Raw genomic sequence first — 14,292 nt, 5'->3', positions numbered from 1 at the left:
ACTAGTCTGATACAGACTTTAAATATTAACTTGACTCCTCAAGTTGAGGGTTTAATTTTTTAGGAGTATATATTTTTAAATTTTCTATTCTCTTTTCGTCTACTTTTTCCACTTTAAAAATCACATCTCCATACTCCACAGTATTTTCCTCTCCTTCTTTTGGAATACTTCCCAAAAGATCCATTACAAATCCTCCTATTGTATCCGAATTTTCCGATTTTAAGTCCAAATCTAAAAATTCGTTAACTTCATCTATAGACAATAGTCCACTTACAAGATAAGTGTTCTGATCAATTTTATTTATATACTGTTCATTATCGTCATACTCATCAAATATATTTCCCATTACCTCTTCAATCAAATCCTCTATGGTTACAATTCCTGAAAACCCTCCATACTCATCAATCAAAATAGCCATATGGTTTTTGGTCCCCTGAAGTTCTTTAAAAAGTACATCTATATTTTTATTTTCAGGTACGAAATAAGGTGCTCTAAGCATCGATTTTATATCTATATTACTCACCGGAGTTTTCATCAATTGAGCAAATAAATCCTTGATATAAAGTATACCCACTATATTGTCTATATCATCTTTATATACAGGTATTCTGGAATATTTTTCTTCAATTATACTCTCCACAGTACATGAATTCAAATCATCCATGTCTATGACGAATACTTCTGTTCTAGGAGTCATAACTTCCTTTGCCAGCTTATCATCAAATTTAAATACTCCCTCTATCATTTCCTTTTCAGACTGATTAAATACACCTGTTTCCTGACCCTCTTCAAGCATAGATCTGATTTCCTCTTCAGATACCCTATTCTCAATATCCTCTGTACTTACATTAAACAATTTCATAAGAATGGCAGTAGAACCCGATAACAATTTCACAAATGGCAGCATCAATTTACTTATAAACAAAATAGGCTTTACGAAAGCCATTGACATGGCCTCTGAATTTTGAAGTGCAATTCTCTTGGGAAGTAATTCTCCAAAAACAAGAGTTATATATGACAGCAGTAGTGTAATCACAATTACAGATACCTTATCACTGTAGGGTACACCCATTTCATCTAAAAAAAATGCAAATTTTGTCGACAGTGTGGTAGCTGCAAATGCACTGGCAAAAAAACCAGCAAGAGTTATTCCCACCTGTATAGTAGCTAAGAAATTATTAGGTTCCTTTAATAATTTCAGTATTATTTCTGCCTTTTCGTCCCCCTGTTCTGCTAAATAGTTTATCCTGCTCCTATTTAAAGCAACTATAGCCATTTCTATGGCTGAAAAAAATGCATTAATCACCGTGAGTATTAATATCAACATAAGTTCGAATACTATACTCTGCCAGGTAACGTCCATGCTAAATCAAACATCCTTTCATTTATTTCCTAAGATAATAAATAGGAATTAGATGATAAGTCTAATTCCTGCAATAAAATTCCTCACTATGCTAAATATTATAACCTTGTAACCATTCTTATCATTATAAAACGAATTTTATTGTAAATAATTGGTGCAGGTGAAGGGATTTGAACCCCCACGCCATAGGCGCTAGATCCTAAGTCTAGTGCGTCTGCCAATTCCGCCACACCTGCATATAAAAATAAATACTAGGATTTTATCATATTAATCTTACCCTCACAATTTATAATCTCAGTTCAATGGTGGCTTACCGGGGAATCGAACCCCGGACACCATGATTAAAAGTCATGTGCTCTACCAACTGAGCTAGTAAACCTCTGGCTGGGATGGCAGGATTTGAACCTACGAATGATGGAGTCAAAGTCCACTGCCTTACCACTTGGCTACACCCCAATAATTAAACTTATATTTACAACAAAATAAATAAAACATCTATAAAATAATTCCGTATTTAAATTAGAATTTTTTGTAACTGTAAATTAAATTATAAAGCACAATTTTTGGAATGTCAATAGCCTTTACCGTGCCAATTTAGGCAAGTAAGCCAGCTTATTATCAGAATATGTAAACAAGTTATCTTATTACATATTAACTTTCCCTTTTTTCTAAAAACATATTTATACATTCCGGCGGCATTGGCTTGCCAAAATAATATCCTTGAATTTTATTACAATTTTCCTCCTCTAGATATCGAATCTGTTCTTCCATCTCCACACCCTCTGCTACCACTTCTAACTTCATCTTATGGGCAAGTTTTATTATCTCTCCAGTTATAATGTTTTCATAAGCTCCCTTGCATATACCATCTATAAAAGTTTTGTCAATTTTAAGAGTATTTATGGGAATGCTCTTTAAATAGTTTAAAGAAGAATATCCACTTCCAAAATCATCTAGTGCTACTCTAACTCCCATATTTTTAAGTTCAGTTATCACTCTTAAACTCCAATCAAAGGACTCCATCATGACACTTTCTGTTATTTCTATTTCCAAATATTCAGGTTTTAAGCCTGTTTCTTCTAAAACATTTCTAACTGTATTGATAAAATTATCATTTTTAAGTTGTATTGTAGAAACATTTATGGATATGAAATCATAGGAATACCCCCTGTTTTTCCACAACTTATTTTGTCTGCACGCAGTTTTAAGGACCCACTCGCCTATAGGTACTATAAGTCCTGTCTCTTCTGCAAGGCTTATAAATTCCATAGGCATTATCCAGCCAAACTTAGAACTGTTCCACCTAATTAGGGCCTCAAATCCAACTACCCTTCTAGTTCTCATATCAACTTGGGGTTGATAATACAGTATAAATTCATTATCTTTTATTGCCTTTCTCAACCCTCTTTCCAATTCCGTTTTCCTTAAGATCTCATCATACATATATTTTTCAAATAATATATATGTATTTTTACCTATTAATTTAGCTCTATTTAATGCTATATCAACATTTCTAATCAACTTCGCAGCTTCTCCTCCATCTCTGGGGAAAATCGTTATGCCTATATTAACTGATACCAGGACTTCATTTCCATCAAAACTCCACAGTCCACTAATAGTATCAACTATATGTTGAGCCAAATCTTTTAATTCTATTCCACCATCTATTTTTTGCTTTAAGAGTAAAAATCCATCTCCACCCATCCTTGAAACTATTCCAATGTCCAATTTTTTTAAGGTGTTTCCTATTCTTTTTAACAATTTATCGCCGTATTCGTATCCAAAAATATCATTTATACTTTTAAAATTATTTAATTCAATTTGAAATATTGAAAAACTACTTTGTGAATACATTTTAATTTGCTTTTCAATTTTTTTCATAAAATAATTGAAATTATATAGTTCAGTTAGCCTATCATAATAAGCTATTTTCTCCACCTTTTTATATTTAAACTCCAGTTTAGTTAATACCATAAATTCATTGTAAAAAAAATTGATAATTTTTTTTATATTTTTCTTTGAGACAATAGAATACTTATTATTTATTAATTCAATTTTACTTAACTTTCCTACATAATCACTTTTGTTGCAATCTTCTTTAAAAAATATTGGATTTAAAAAAATTGTTGCAATATGTTTTTTATTTACAATTATAGGTATACCTATATAAATCAAGCCATTTTTATGTTTATAAACACCTATCTTATTTCGCCCATTAATCCGAGAAAGTATACGCTCCTCATATGTCACAAATTCTGGGTTAGGATATAAATGAGACTTAAAGGGGACATTAAACATGTCTCCATTAGTATATTTTACTAAACATGATATTCCTGTTATAGAAAAAAAACTTTCCATTAAATTTTCAAGTTCATTCATGTTTATTATATTCGGTAATCCATCTCCCATATTAACACCAACTTTCATCTATACTACATCTTTTCTTACCTGTAAATCCTATTTCAATAAATACTGCAACTGTGTTATCATATATGCTATATGCAACAATTTAACTAATTTATCCTGTAGAAAGCTTATTTTATTTTAAATACCCCATATCTATTATATGTTTTACAAAAAGTGCATATGATTATTTTGCAAATTATGGATTATCTTTTAATCAAATTTCATATTTTTCAATTTATCCTTAAACAGATCTCCCAATGTAATTTTATCACCAGAATCATTTAAATACTTTTTAAAATTCTCCTTAGGACTATCTACAGCTTCTTTTATACTAAGTGACATTCTATTGGCATCTGCATCTATGTTGAGTATTTTAACCTGTACTTCATCTCCTATATTTAAAACATCCGAAGGTTTTACAATATGATCCTGAGATATCTCAGATATATGTACAAACCCTTCCAATCCATCTTCAATTTCCACAAAAACACCTATATTTATAATTTTAGTTATAGTTCCCTTAACTATGTCATCTATTTTATATCTTTCATTTACTTTATCCCAGGGACTATTTCCCATGGCCTTCATAGAAAGTGAAATTCTATTTCTTTCTCTGTCAGTATCCATTACACAGACTTTAACACGTTCCCCCACTGATACTACTTCCGCAGGGTTTTTTATCCTCTTCCAGGAAAGTTGTGATATATGAACTAATCCCTCTACACCGCCTAAATCAACAAATGCTCCAAACCCCGTAATCCTGCTTACGATTCCCTCTATTTTATCACCTTTATGTATATTGTTCCATAACTGATCCGCTTTTTTTTCAAGTTCTAACTGCTCAACTTCCTTCCTTGACAGCACTATCTTATGCTTGTTTTTATCCAGTTCAATCACCTTTACGGCTAATGTCCTATTTAGAAAATCGTTCAGATTGTCTACATACTTTACTGACAGCTGAGATGCCGGTATAAAAGCTCTAAAGCCATATAATTCTGCCAATACTCCCCCTTTTACCACTTTCTTTACAATTACATCAAAGGCTTCTCCCTTTTTAAACGAATCTTCAACCTTATTCCAATTTCTTATTTCATCAGCCTTTATCTTCGAAAGCAGCAATCCATCTTCTCCATTATTTAAACTCATTATATATACGTATATTTCATCTCCAACTTTTAAAAGTTCTTCCATATTTATATTTTCTTCACTGCATATTTCATTTTTAGGCAGTATTCCATCCACCATATATCCAATACTTATTACAGCCTCTTTATCATTTACGGAAATCACTTTTCCCTTTACTATCTCTCCGTTTTTTACATTTCCCATAGTTGAATCAATTTGATCGATAACTTCATCCATTGAATTTACTTCCTTGTCACACGCCATTAAAATATCTCTCCTTTTCATTTATACTTACAGCCAACAGTTATATTTTATCACAAATAATGGCCCTAAGGTAATAATTTAAATATCCTTATAACTTCTATATCCCAAAATTGGATCTGCACTCTCCACTGCTTTTACAATGGCCTTTTCTACCACCTCAGCAGCTAAGAATCCAGCCACACTCAAATCCGACTTTACCTTTCCAGTAGCCATGGTAAATATAGTATCTCCATCAAACATGGAATGGGCAGGTCTTATTGCTCTTCCATATCCATCCTGGGCCATGGATGCCATCTTGTTCATTTCAGATTTTGTAAAGCTTCCATTGGTTACTACCACACCAATAGTGGTATTCCCACTAAACAGATTTTTTTTCTGGGAATACATTTTCATCATTATATTTTCGGTACCTGCGAAAGATTTTCCGTCCTTTCTCAATGCGCCTGCTATTATATTCCCACTTTTACTATCTATCACATCTCCAAGACAATTCACTGCAACTATCGCGCCAACTTTAAGCTCTCCCACTTGAAGAGCATAAGACCCAAGTCCCCCTTTCATTGCATATTCATCTCCCAGTATTTTACCTACAGTTGCTCCAGCTCCTGCACCTATATTTCCATTTTTACATAAATTAAATTCAGAATTTATACAGGCCTTATATCCCATGGATTTATCAGGTCTTATTTTGCAATCACCTATATCGAGATCAAATAGTACAGCCTCACATACTATAGGTACTTTTGTAACATTTACGTCAAATCCAATATCTCTCTCCTCCAAATACTGCATTACACCACCTGCTGCATCCAATCCAAAAGCACTTCCTCCTGCGAGAACCACTGCATGTATTCTATCTACTAAGTTAACAGGATTTAAAAGATCCGTCTCACGTGTACCTGGAGATCCTCCTCTTACGTCCACTCCAGCAGATGCACCCTTTTCACATATAACTACAGTACATCCTGTAGGTCCCTCTAAATTTTCAGCATTTCCTATTCTTATTTCATCTATACTATTGAATAAAATTTTTTTCATATCTACCTCCACACTATAAAACCCCAAGCCAGCAAAAGCTCAGGGTTAATTTCATATCTCATTTGATTAAAAAATAAACTTATTTATGTCTTATTTTAGTAACAGCAGTAACAACGGATACTGCAATAAGTACAGATAAAATCATTTCAGGTATTCCGTTTGTAAAAGCTACCGCCAATATCCCCTTTTTAGCCGCACTTAAACTTATATTCAATGCCTTTGAATAGGGCCCTAAGTATATAAGATATATCATTCCCAGCACACCTGCAGTGTTTATAAGTGAGCCAGCAGCAGCAGCTATTCCCACAGGCAAAAACCTGTTTTTCATCTTTATAGCCCTAAACACATAATAACTCCCTAATCCTATCAGTATTCTTGGTAGAACCGATACCAATGGATTCATAAACACAAAAGAAACAGGAGTAGGTGTAGTTATAGATTGAATTACACTGAATATACCAAAAATAAGCCCCACCATAGCGCCTACCAATGGTCCTTCCAAAATAGCACCTATTATAACAGGAACATGCATTATAGTAGCTTTCACCGGCGGAATAGGTATAAAACCCAATCCCGTTACACCAAGTACAATAGAAATTGCAGACAGCATGCCAATTACAGTAATCTGCCTAACACTGAGCTTTGACCATCCTTTAACTTGTCTTTCCATAAACCTTCTCCGTTGTTATTCATTACGATATAACACGGAACCTCCTTTATAAAATTTAGTTCAGTTTTTTAATAAATACTGACGACTTTATTTTATCACTTTTAACAAAAAATACAATAAATTAGTTAAAAAAAACACAATGTCTTTTAGTCCCTGTATATTGGGAATCCTTCTTTAAAATATTCTTCAGGATACAATAAATCCATTACCTTTTTTTTACTGCATTTCCCATCTTCCATAAATACATCAGGTATTCCACTCAAATTTACCCTTATGTTTTCCAGCGGAAATATATCACATATATTTTCTATACATTCAGCTGCAGAATTATTCTTCGATTTTTTTACATATTCCAATATATTATTTCCACTTAACCAACCTGATTCTCTGTACTCCTCATCGTAATTTATTACAGTGCATTTCAATTTATTTTTATCATTTCCAGATATAGAGGACATAAAAAAAGTTTTGACCATAATATCATCTAACGGCAGACTATAACCTGCAAAAACTATATGCTTTGCATTTTTCATAAGAAGCCCCATTTCAGTTTTAAGCTCTTCTAGTGTTGGCACACTTCTTTTCTTGGAAAGGCTCTGTATTATGAGAGTCATATCATAGGGGTAAGTTATCTGCCCACAATAGGGACATTCTATGGCTCCTCTCTTATATATTTTCTCTTTTTGCGTAGTATATCTCCAATTTTTCTGCAATGGTTTTAGAATAGATGGGCCAAAAATTTCTGTAGACAATCTATTCCATTTCTTCGCAAAACTAATTATTGATTTTCCACATTCAGGGCAAATTCTGGATCCAAACATACCATGTGGAAACAATATTTTTCCTATTCTTATTATCCTGGAAGGATAATTATAATCATTTATACCTTTGCACTGAGGTTCATCTGTAACATACCATATACCGGATTCATTGCCATCCAATTGAGCAGAAGAAATTTGAGTCCCAAAATCATCATACAGTTGCAATTTTAAACCATCTTTTAGTTTAACTGGATTTTGATTTTTCTCTTTATGGGCATTAAACAGATTCCAAAGAATTATAGGATCCCAATTAAAAGATATTATAGCATAGGAATAAAGGTAAAAACGTCTGGTATCCCTTCTATAGCCTCTGTTCTCAAATTCCTGAGCCTCTTCTATCATAAGTTCTGTAAGTATCTTTGCAAATTGATAATAAGGTTCCATTTTTTCTCTATCCGTATAACCAGGAGTATTTTGTATGCTAAATCTCTCCAATTCTTCAATAATCAAAATAAGACATCTTTTGGCTGCCTGAACTCTTTCCGCTCTCAAAAATTGTGTTTTCCCATGAAGAAAAGCATTAAATCCCATATTATTGTCAATAAGCTGATCGAGCATGGTAAAAAGCTCATGCATATTAAGTTTGTCATTAGTACTTATTATAGCTTCAAGGGCTTTTAAATCATATATCTTTGATATTTTAGTGTCTTTAATTAAATCTTCTACAATTAGTTTTTTAAAAGCATTGGATAATTTTTCATCTTTCCCATTTAAGAAAGAAAAATCCTTTTTACTAATTTTTAAAACAAGCCTCATCAACTCGTTAGTTGCATGAAGTCCTAAACTTTTAGTCGCACCAGCCCCCCAAAGTATAACGGTTTCAGGCCAATATTTTTCAGGCATGATTCATATCCTTCCTTTTTTTTAATTAATCAAGTGATCCTCATGATCATTTTTACAATATTATAACCTAATATTAAAATATTTAAAATACAAAAATGCACTTATTCATTCACAATAAGTGCATTTTTAAAGGGATTAGATATGTTTAAGTTAACACCAACATATATAAAAAGGGACTTCTGAAAGAAGTCCCTAATTACCATATTACAAAGCTCTGTTATTAAAAATAACATCAGCATCACAATTGATAAATCCTTCCCTCCGAAAGATTCTTATGCATACAGGTACAGGCAGGTCTCCTGACTATCGGCTCATCCTTTTTTTTCCTTCCCGGAACAATCCAGTGAAAAATTAAAATTGTCACCTCATACAGTAGCGGGGGCTGTAATGGTATTTCACCATATTCCCTTTTAATTATCATTTAAACCATATACCCTATTATTAAGTTATGCATTCATTATATACCTACCATTTATATACGTCAAGCAACTTTTTTTACACTTTTCCCAATCATATTGAGCAAATGACAGTTACTTTAATCCTTCTTCATAAGCCTGTATCATTTTCTTCACCATCTGTCCTCCGATGGATCCTGCCTCCCTGGATGTAATATCTCCATTATATCCATTTTTTAGACTTACTCCTACTTCTCTAGCTGCTTCCATTTTAAATCTATTGAGACCTTCCTTTGCCTCTGGAATCAAAGATTTATTTCCATTTCTTGCCATAGTGAATTCCTCCTTATTTCATATAGATTTTTTATTGAAGTATTTTATTGATTGTGTATTTAGAGTTTATGTAATTTAACGTTTTATAAACTATTAAATTAATAGCAAATATGAAAAAATCACTGAAATCTTGTTAAAAATTCCAGTGATTTTGGTTTTATTTAAATTATACCTGTTTAATTGCTCCCCTTTTCACTGCCACATTTATTATATTGAATAAGACCGCACCTACTACAGTATTTACAACAGCTGCAGGCAAAACTACACTTAAAAATAATGCTGTAAAGCTAGCTCCAAGTCCTACCGTAAACAAAACTACCGTTAAGAATGTAGTACCGCTTACTATCGTTCCAACTGCTGTAGCCAGTATTATATTTATCTGATTGCTTATTCTATCTCTAAAAGGCTTTATTAAGACAAACATCACATTTATAGTTATGAATTTATCAATTACATTGGCAAATTGCCCTCCTGGAAAAGTTGAAGTTGCTGCTGCTAATATTCCCGCTATAACACCTGAACAAACGCAGGTCTTGTAATCTTTATTAAATATAAGTATTATAAAAAGCATTGCAAGGGATATATCAGGTTTCATACCAAATAAAATTGGAGGCACTATCTGATGCAGTACTGCACCAACTGCAAGTAATATGGAATTTATAATCATTTTTTTTAAGTTCATAATTGATACACTCCTAAAATTATAATTTTAAATACTAAATTCTAAGACAGTGATGTAATCTATATATATTTTTTATATATTCATTTCAAAGCATAACAAACACCACCAATTTTCAAATTTTTCCCATTAAAAAACTCCATCCTAGAAAACTAGGACGGAGATATCCGCGGTACCACCTAAATTGTGTTTATTTAAAAACACCTCTCTTTCAGATACAAACATATCCTATCCGTTATAACGTACGGCTGACGTTAACCACTACTTTCTACCTTGAGTAGATTTCAATTTACTCCTCTTAGGTCCATTCACTACATACTCAGTATTGGGATTCCACCTTTTCCAACTCTCTGTCACTTAACTACATAGTTACTCTTCCTCGTCAAAGGATTTAATATTTAAATTAAAAATATAATATCACTTGTTTTTCATAATGTCAACACATATTTTTTCAAACCAAGATTTAACCCAGATTATTTTTTATTTTGATAATTGAATTGTCATTTTTATCAAATAGTTCTCTATAACAGTAATTTATTATATCACTTCTCTTTATTATACCTATAAATACATTTTTATCATCTATTACCGGCACAAAATTTTGATTTACAGCAAGTGATATTAAATCCTTCATGTCAGAATTGATTCTAACCGATTTATTATTCATACGGGTTGAAATTTCCTTTAGGAGCACTTTGTTTGTATTTTTAAAGTTCAAATCAGGAGTGTTCTTAAGCTTCCAAAGTAAATCACCCTCTGTAAGAGTTCCCACATATTTTCCCTTGTCATCAATAAGAGGAATAGCTGTATACCTATACAGCTCCATTCTCTCCAACGCTTGTCTCATAGTCGAATTTGGTGTTTCATAAACTACTTCTGCCTTAGGTGTGAGAAAAAATGCTATATTCATACGTTTTTACCCCTCAATGCCTTTATTTAATACTCAATTTCAAAATTAAATATAGTAACTCAATTAGATAACTTCAGTGTTCATAAAAATTCAAGCCCTATTAATAGGCCAATTATCAATGTCAATATTTAAAATAAAAACATATAGATTTTATATGATAATCGGCCTAACAGCCTTGGATTTTAGAAAATGTTACTTTGAACATTCAGCTTCTACTTGAAGTAATTTTCTAAGTACGTCCTCTATATCATCCACTAATTTTTCATCAATTTTTATATTGTCCTCATTTACAGCATCAACTGCAATTTTCAAGCCCTTAGTTATATTACTTATTTCCTCCAGCGTTAACAACATAAGTATATTCTCTTTCATGTCAATAACCCCCTTATCTAACTTAATTTTTTAGAAAGTGACTATATCTATTATCCCTTTTATATTTTGTAAAACTTAAGTTAATATAAAGTGCTTATTTAGAGATAATTTATAAATTAGTGTCCAGTAAATATTTTTTATATTAAACAGCAAATTAAAGTAAATTAACCTGCTGTTTATTTTTTAATTATAACTGATATTACCATTATTTAAAATACAATTTTAAAACTGTTATTAGAAATTCGCTATAAAATCATAATATTCTTCCATCATATATTCTGTGTATATCTTTCTTCCCATAAGCCTGTATATTACGTCAAAACTCCTATATCCTTCTTTGTGCAATTTACAATCCTTTAAAAGTTTTTTCAACATACCCTTGTTTATTTGAAGAAGAGCAATTAATTCATCCAACGTATAGAACTCTTTGTAAAGCAAGTTTTTAAGTTTTTGCTGCATCTCCAGCTTATATTTCAAATCCAATTTTCTATTCTTATGAGGTCCATAATCTCCCCTATGATGCTCAGGACATAAATACTTAAAGTTTAAAGGGAAATCCACACCCCCCTGACTTTTATAAACTATATGATGCCTATCCGCTGGTCTACCACATATTTGGCATTTTAACAATTTCTTCCCTCCCAGTTTTTTATAATGGATTTTTATTATAACTTCTATTAACATTATAACACAGGTTATGCTGTATTACACTTATAAAAATTTGTGAATTAACTAAATTATTTTTTATTATTCTTTAAATTTTTAATAAAAACCACCAAAAGGAAAATAAATAATGCTACAAAAATAGGCACTGCAGAATAGTATATTATCTTATCGAAATCAATATTCATTAACTCAGTCCCCTCTTCATATACTCTAATACTTATAGAGTTTCTACATTAAAAATGAAATTCCTTTAAAAATTATAAATTAAATTTAGCTACTTCACAAAAATATTCAAATTTTGATGAAGCAGCTATTAATTACTATAATTTACTCTATATGATTATTATATTCTTTAATAAGCCCCTTTCTATAGGCTATCAAAAGCTTTTCCAAATCAGCTATCTGCTTTTTCAGCTCTTTCCCTATATCCGTATCTGCCACCCTTTTTCTCTTAGCTACATGTTCCAAAATTACAGTAGAAGATATAATATCTTTGTCTTCTTCTATGGCATTTTTTATAGCTGAAAAAGGTTCATGAGAAGTAAGCAGTAATCCATAAGAATTATATATAAGTGTATATCCTGCAATTCCAGTTTCAGGCTGATATGCTTTGCAGAAGCCGCCATCTATTACAAGCAGCCGTCCATTTGCCTTTATAGGGCTTTCTCCTTCCTTAGTCTTTACGGGAATATGACCATTTATAATATGGGAAGTATCCGGGTCTAAATTGAATTCTGACAGTATATTCTTACATACCTGTTCGTTATCCCTGTATTGGTAGTAATAATTTTTAGGCTCATAATGCGCCTCCTTATCATCAATAAAATATCTTTCAAAAGTGGTCATTCTGGTTTTCCCAAACATAGGTGAATCCTCCCCACACCACATGTACCACATCATGTCCATTGCATATCTTTTTGCAGGACTGTTGGGCTTGAAAAAATAGGCATCTCTGGCTATACGATCATATCTGTCCAGAAGTTCTTTCCCCCTGTAGCTTATTTTTCCTATTTTAACTTCTCTAAGACTTCCATCCTTATTAAGGGGAACGCATCCATGATAGAGAAGATTGGAATTATAAACCAGATACATACTGCCTTTTCCATATAAAAATTTAATATGTCTCTGGAGCTTATCACTGTTTACAAAAGAATCTGTCAATTTTTGAATGATTTCCTGTTCCCTGTCCGTCAACTTATAGGGATCACTCCAATCAACAGTTGGAAAACTAGTGTCATTTAATTTATAAGTATGACCATATAAAGTTATTTCCCATTTTTTTCTGTCTATCTTATCTAATAACAATCTATCTTCCATCTTAAATTCAGGATGCCTCTTTATTATCTGACCTTCTATCTTAAACTGCATTATGGCAATAGCCTTGTGCATCTTTGCCAAAAGCTGTAATTCATTTTCATTTATCTTCTTGTCCAATATTTTCGGTATAAAACTTTTACAAGGATCATCATTATAAAACTCCAGGGCAAAAGTCGCAAGTGGAAGCAAATTTATTCCATAACCATCCTCTACAGTTTTTAGATTAGCATATCTAAGAGATATCCTGAGTACATTTGCCACGCAGGATCTGCAGCCGGAAGCCGCTCCCATCCAGAGCATGTCGTGATTTCCCCATTGAATATCTACGGAATGATTATCCATAAGGGCATCCATTATTATTTCAGCTCCAGGTCCTCTGTCATATATGTCTCCTATAATATGAAGTCTATCCACTACCAGCCTCTGTATTACATTGGATATTGCTATGATAAATTCAGGAGCGCGATCTATGTCTATAATAGTTTTTATTATACCATTATAATAAGCTTGTTTGTCTACTCTATCTTCCTGCTCATGAAGAAGTTCCTCTATTATATATGAAAAATCCTCTGGTAAAGCCTTCCTAACTTTGGAGCGGGTATATTTTGAAGATACATTTTTGCACAATTCAATGAGCTGGTATAAGGTCACTCTATACCAATCCTGAAGATTTACCTCTTTTTCTTTGATGAGCTCTAACTTCCTTTCCGGATAATACACTACTGCAGCCAATGCCGCTTTTTGTTTTTCACTAAGCGAATTTCCGAATACATCATCTATTTTTCTCTTTATTACTCCAGAGGCATTTCTAAGCATGTGGGTAAAGGATTCATATTCTCCATGAATATCACTTATAAAGTGTTCCGTAGCTTTAGGCAAATTCAATATAGCTTCAAGGTTTATAATTTCCGTACTTGCGCTGGAAATTGTAGGATATTCTTTGGATAATAATTGAAGATATCTTAAATCTTTTTCTATTATATCTAAATTGTTTTCATCATAGAAAATCATATTTACTTTCTCCTTCTTAAAATATTATAGATATAAAAATGATATACTATAATATATTATAGTATATCATTTTTATCAT

The 14,292-nt window shown here is 32.1% G+C and carries 12 protein-coding genes, 3 tRNA genes, 1 riboswitch and 1 other annotated feature; all 15 genes read right to left on the bottom strand.

All coding sequences use genetic code 11. The features are described 5' to 3' along the window. Nucleotides 1-25: 25 nt before the first annotated feature. The 15 genes from LN736_RS08340 to LN736_RS08270 all read right to left on the bottom strand — a co-directional run bounded on the left by LN736_RS08340 (nucleotide 26) and on the right by LN736_RS08270 (nucleotide 14,213). On the bottom strand, nucleotides 26-1,363 hold the full coding sequence (locus LN736_RS08340; RefSeq protein ID WP_150356904.1) for a hemolysin family protein: 1,338 nt from the start codon (nucleotides 1,361-1,363) through the stop codon (nucleotides 26-28). Nucleotides 1,364-1,515: 152 nt separating this feature from the next. Then, nucleotides 1,516-1,599, bottom strand: a tRNA-Leu gene (locus tag LN736_RS08335). A gap of 67 nt (nucleotides 1,600-1,666) precedes the next feature. After that, nucleotides 1,667-1,742: transfer RNA gene (locus LN736_RS08330), tRNA-Lys, on the bottom strand. Nucleotides 1,743-1,744: 2 nt separating this feature from the next. Next, a tRNA-Gln gene (locus LN736_RS08325) sits at nucleotides 1,745-1,819 on the bottom strand. Between the two features lie 195 nt (nucleotides 1,820-2,014). Continuing rightward, nucleotides 2,015-3,790: an EAL domain-containing protein gene (locus tag LN736_RS08320; protein WP_150356905.1), complete on the bottom strand. Its 1,776-nt coding sequence runs from the start codon at nucleotides 3,788-3,790 to the stop codon at nucleotides 2,015-2,017. A gap of 189 nt (nucleotides 3,791-3,979) precedes the next feature. Further along, nucleotides 3,980-5,158 carry a 30S ribosomal protein S1 gene (rpsA, locus tag LN736_RS08315; protein ID WP_179977819.1) on the bottom strand — a complete coding sequence of 393 codons (1,179 nt, stop codon included), beginning with the start codon at nucleotides 5,156-5,158 and terminating at the stop codon, nucleotides 3,980-3,982. Nucleotides 5,159-5,236: 78 nt separating this feature from the next. Then, nucleotides 5,237-6,196, bottom strand: a complete 960-nt coding sequence (locus LN736_RS08310; RefSeq protein WP_150356907.1) for a P1 family peptidase — start codon at nucleotides 6,194-6,196, stop codon at nucleotides 5,237-5,239. A 79-nt stretch (nucleotides 6,197-6,275) separates the two neighbouring features. Then, the gene (locus tag LN736_RS08305; RefSeq protein ID WP_150356908.1) at nucleotides 6,276-6,866 is read right to left on the bottom strand and encodes an ECF transporter S component; all 591 of its coding nucleotides are present in this window, start codon (nucleotides 6,864-6,866) and stop codon (nucleotides 6,276-6,278) included. A gap of 146 nt (nucleotides 6,867-7,012) precedes the next feature. After that, the gene (locus tag LN736_RS08300) at nucleotides 7,013-8,530 is read right to left on the bottom strand and encodes a hypothetical protein (RefSeq protein ID WP_150356909.1); all 1,518 of its coding nucleotides are present in this window, start codon (nucleotides 8,528-8,530) and stop codon (nucleotides 7,013-7,015) included. A gap of 272 nt (nucleotides 8,531-8,802) precedes the next feature. Then, nucleotides 8,803-8,977, bottom strand: a riboswitch (cobalamin riboswitch). A gap of 83 nt (nucleotides 8,978-9,060) precedes the next feature. Then, nucleotides 9,061-9,258 carry an alpha/beta-type small acid-soluble spore protein gene (locus LN736_RS08295; protein WP_150356910.1) on the bottom strand — a complete coding sequence of 66 codons (198 nt, stop codon included), beginning with the start codon at nucleotides 9,256-9,258 and terminating at the stop codon, nucleotides 9,061-9,063. A gap of 166 nt (nucleotides 9,259-9,424) precedes the next feature. Next, entirely contained in the window at nucleotides 9,425-9,940 is a 516-nt protein-coding gene (locus tag LN736_RS08290; protein WP_150356911.1) for a tryptophan transporter, read from the bottom strand. Nucleotides 9,941-10,087: 147 nt separating this feature from the next. After that, nucleotides 10,088-10,332, bottom strand: a binding site (T-box leader). Between the two features lie 68 nt (nucleotides 10,333-10,400). Continuing rightward, entirely contained in the window at nucleotides 10,401-10,847 is a 447-nt protein-coding gene (locus tag LN736_RS08285; protein ID WP_150356912.1) for a CBS domain-containing protein, read from the bottom strand. A gap of 192 nt (nucleotides 10,848-11,039) precedes the next feature. Further along, nucleotides 11,040-11,219 (bottom strand): hypothetical protein, encoded by a 180-nt coding sequence (locus tag LN736_RS08280; RefSeq protein WP_150356913.1) that lies wholly within the window; start codon nucleotides 11,217-11,219, stop codon nucleotides 11,040-11,042. Nucleotides 11,220-11,453: 234 nt separating this feature from the next. Continuing rightward, nucleotides 11,454-11,849 (bottom strand): HNH endonuclease, encoded by a 396-nt coding sequence (locus tag LN736_RS08275; protein ID WP_150356914.1) that lies wholly within the window; start codon nucleotides 11,847-11,849, stop codon nucleotides 11,454-11,456. Between the two features lie 363 nt (nucleotides 11,850-12,212). Continuing rightward, nucleotides 12,213-14,213, bottom strand: a complete 2,001-nt coding sequence (locus LN736_RS08270; protein WP_150356915.1) for a fructose-1,6-bisphosphatase — start codon at nucleotides 14,211-14,213, stop codon at nucleotides 12,213-12,215. Nucleotides 14,214-14,292 lie beyond the last annotated feature (79 nt).

This window comes from Clostridium aromativorans, assembly GCF_020908015.1.
Taxonomy (GTDB): domain Bacteria; phylum Bacillota; class Clostridia; order Clostridiales; family Clostridiaceae; genus Clostridium_B; species Clostridium_B aromativorans.
The sequence above is the reverse complement of the archived record's forward strand: the minus strand, read 5'-3'. Positions and strand labels throughout refer to the sequence as shown.

Coding starts and splice junctions, on each gene's coding strand:
- LN736_RS08340 (WP_150356904.1), bottom strand. CDS start 1,363: ATGGACGTTACCTGGCAGAGTATAGTATTCGAACTTATGTTGATATTA.
- LN736_RS08320 (WP_150356905.1), bottom strand. CDS start 3,790: ATGAAAGTTGGTGTTAATATGGGAGATGGATTACCGAATATAATAAAC.
- rpsA (WP_179977819.1), bottom strand. CDS start 5,158: ATGGCGTGTGACAAGGAAGTAAATTCAATGGATGAAGTTATCGATCAA.
- LN736_RS08310 (WP_150356907.1), bottom strand. CDS start 6,196: ATGAAAAAAATTTTATTCAATAGTATAGATGAAATAAGAATAGGAAAT.
- LN736_RS08305 (WP_150356908.1), bottom strand. CDS start 6,866: ATGGAAAGACAAGTTAAAGGATGGTCAAAGCTCAGTGTTAGGCAGATT.
- LN736_RS08300 (WP_150356909.1), bottom strand. CDS start 8,530: ATGCCTGAAAAATATTGGCCTGAAACCGTTATACTTTGGGGGGCTGGT.
- LN736_RS08295 (WP_150356910.1), bottom strand. CDS start 9,258: ATGGCAAGAAATGGAAATAAATCTTTGATTCCAGAGGCAAAGGAAGGT.
- LN736_RS08290 (WP_150356911.1), bottom strand. CDS start 9,940: ATGAACTTAAAAAAAATGATTATAAATTCCATATTACTTGCAGTTGGT.
- LN736_RS08285 (WP_150356912.1), bottom strand. CDS start 10,847: ATGAATATAGCATTTTTTCTCACACCTAAGGCAGAAGTAGTTTATGAA.
- LN736_RS08280 (WP_150356913.1), bottom strand. CDS start 11,219: ATGAAAGAGAATATACTTATGTTGTTAACGCTGGAGGAAATAAGTAAT.
- LN736_RS08270 (WP_150356915.1), bottom strand. CDS start 14,213: ATGATTTTCTATGATGAAAACAATTTAGATATAATAGAAAAAGATTTA.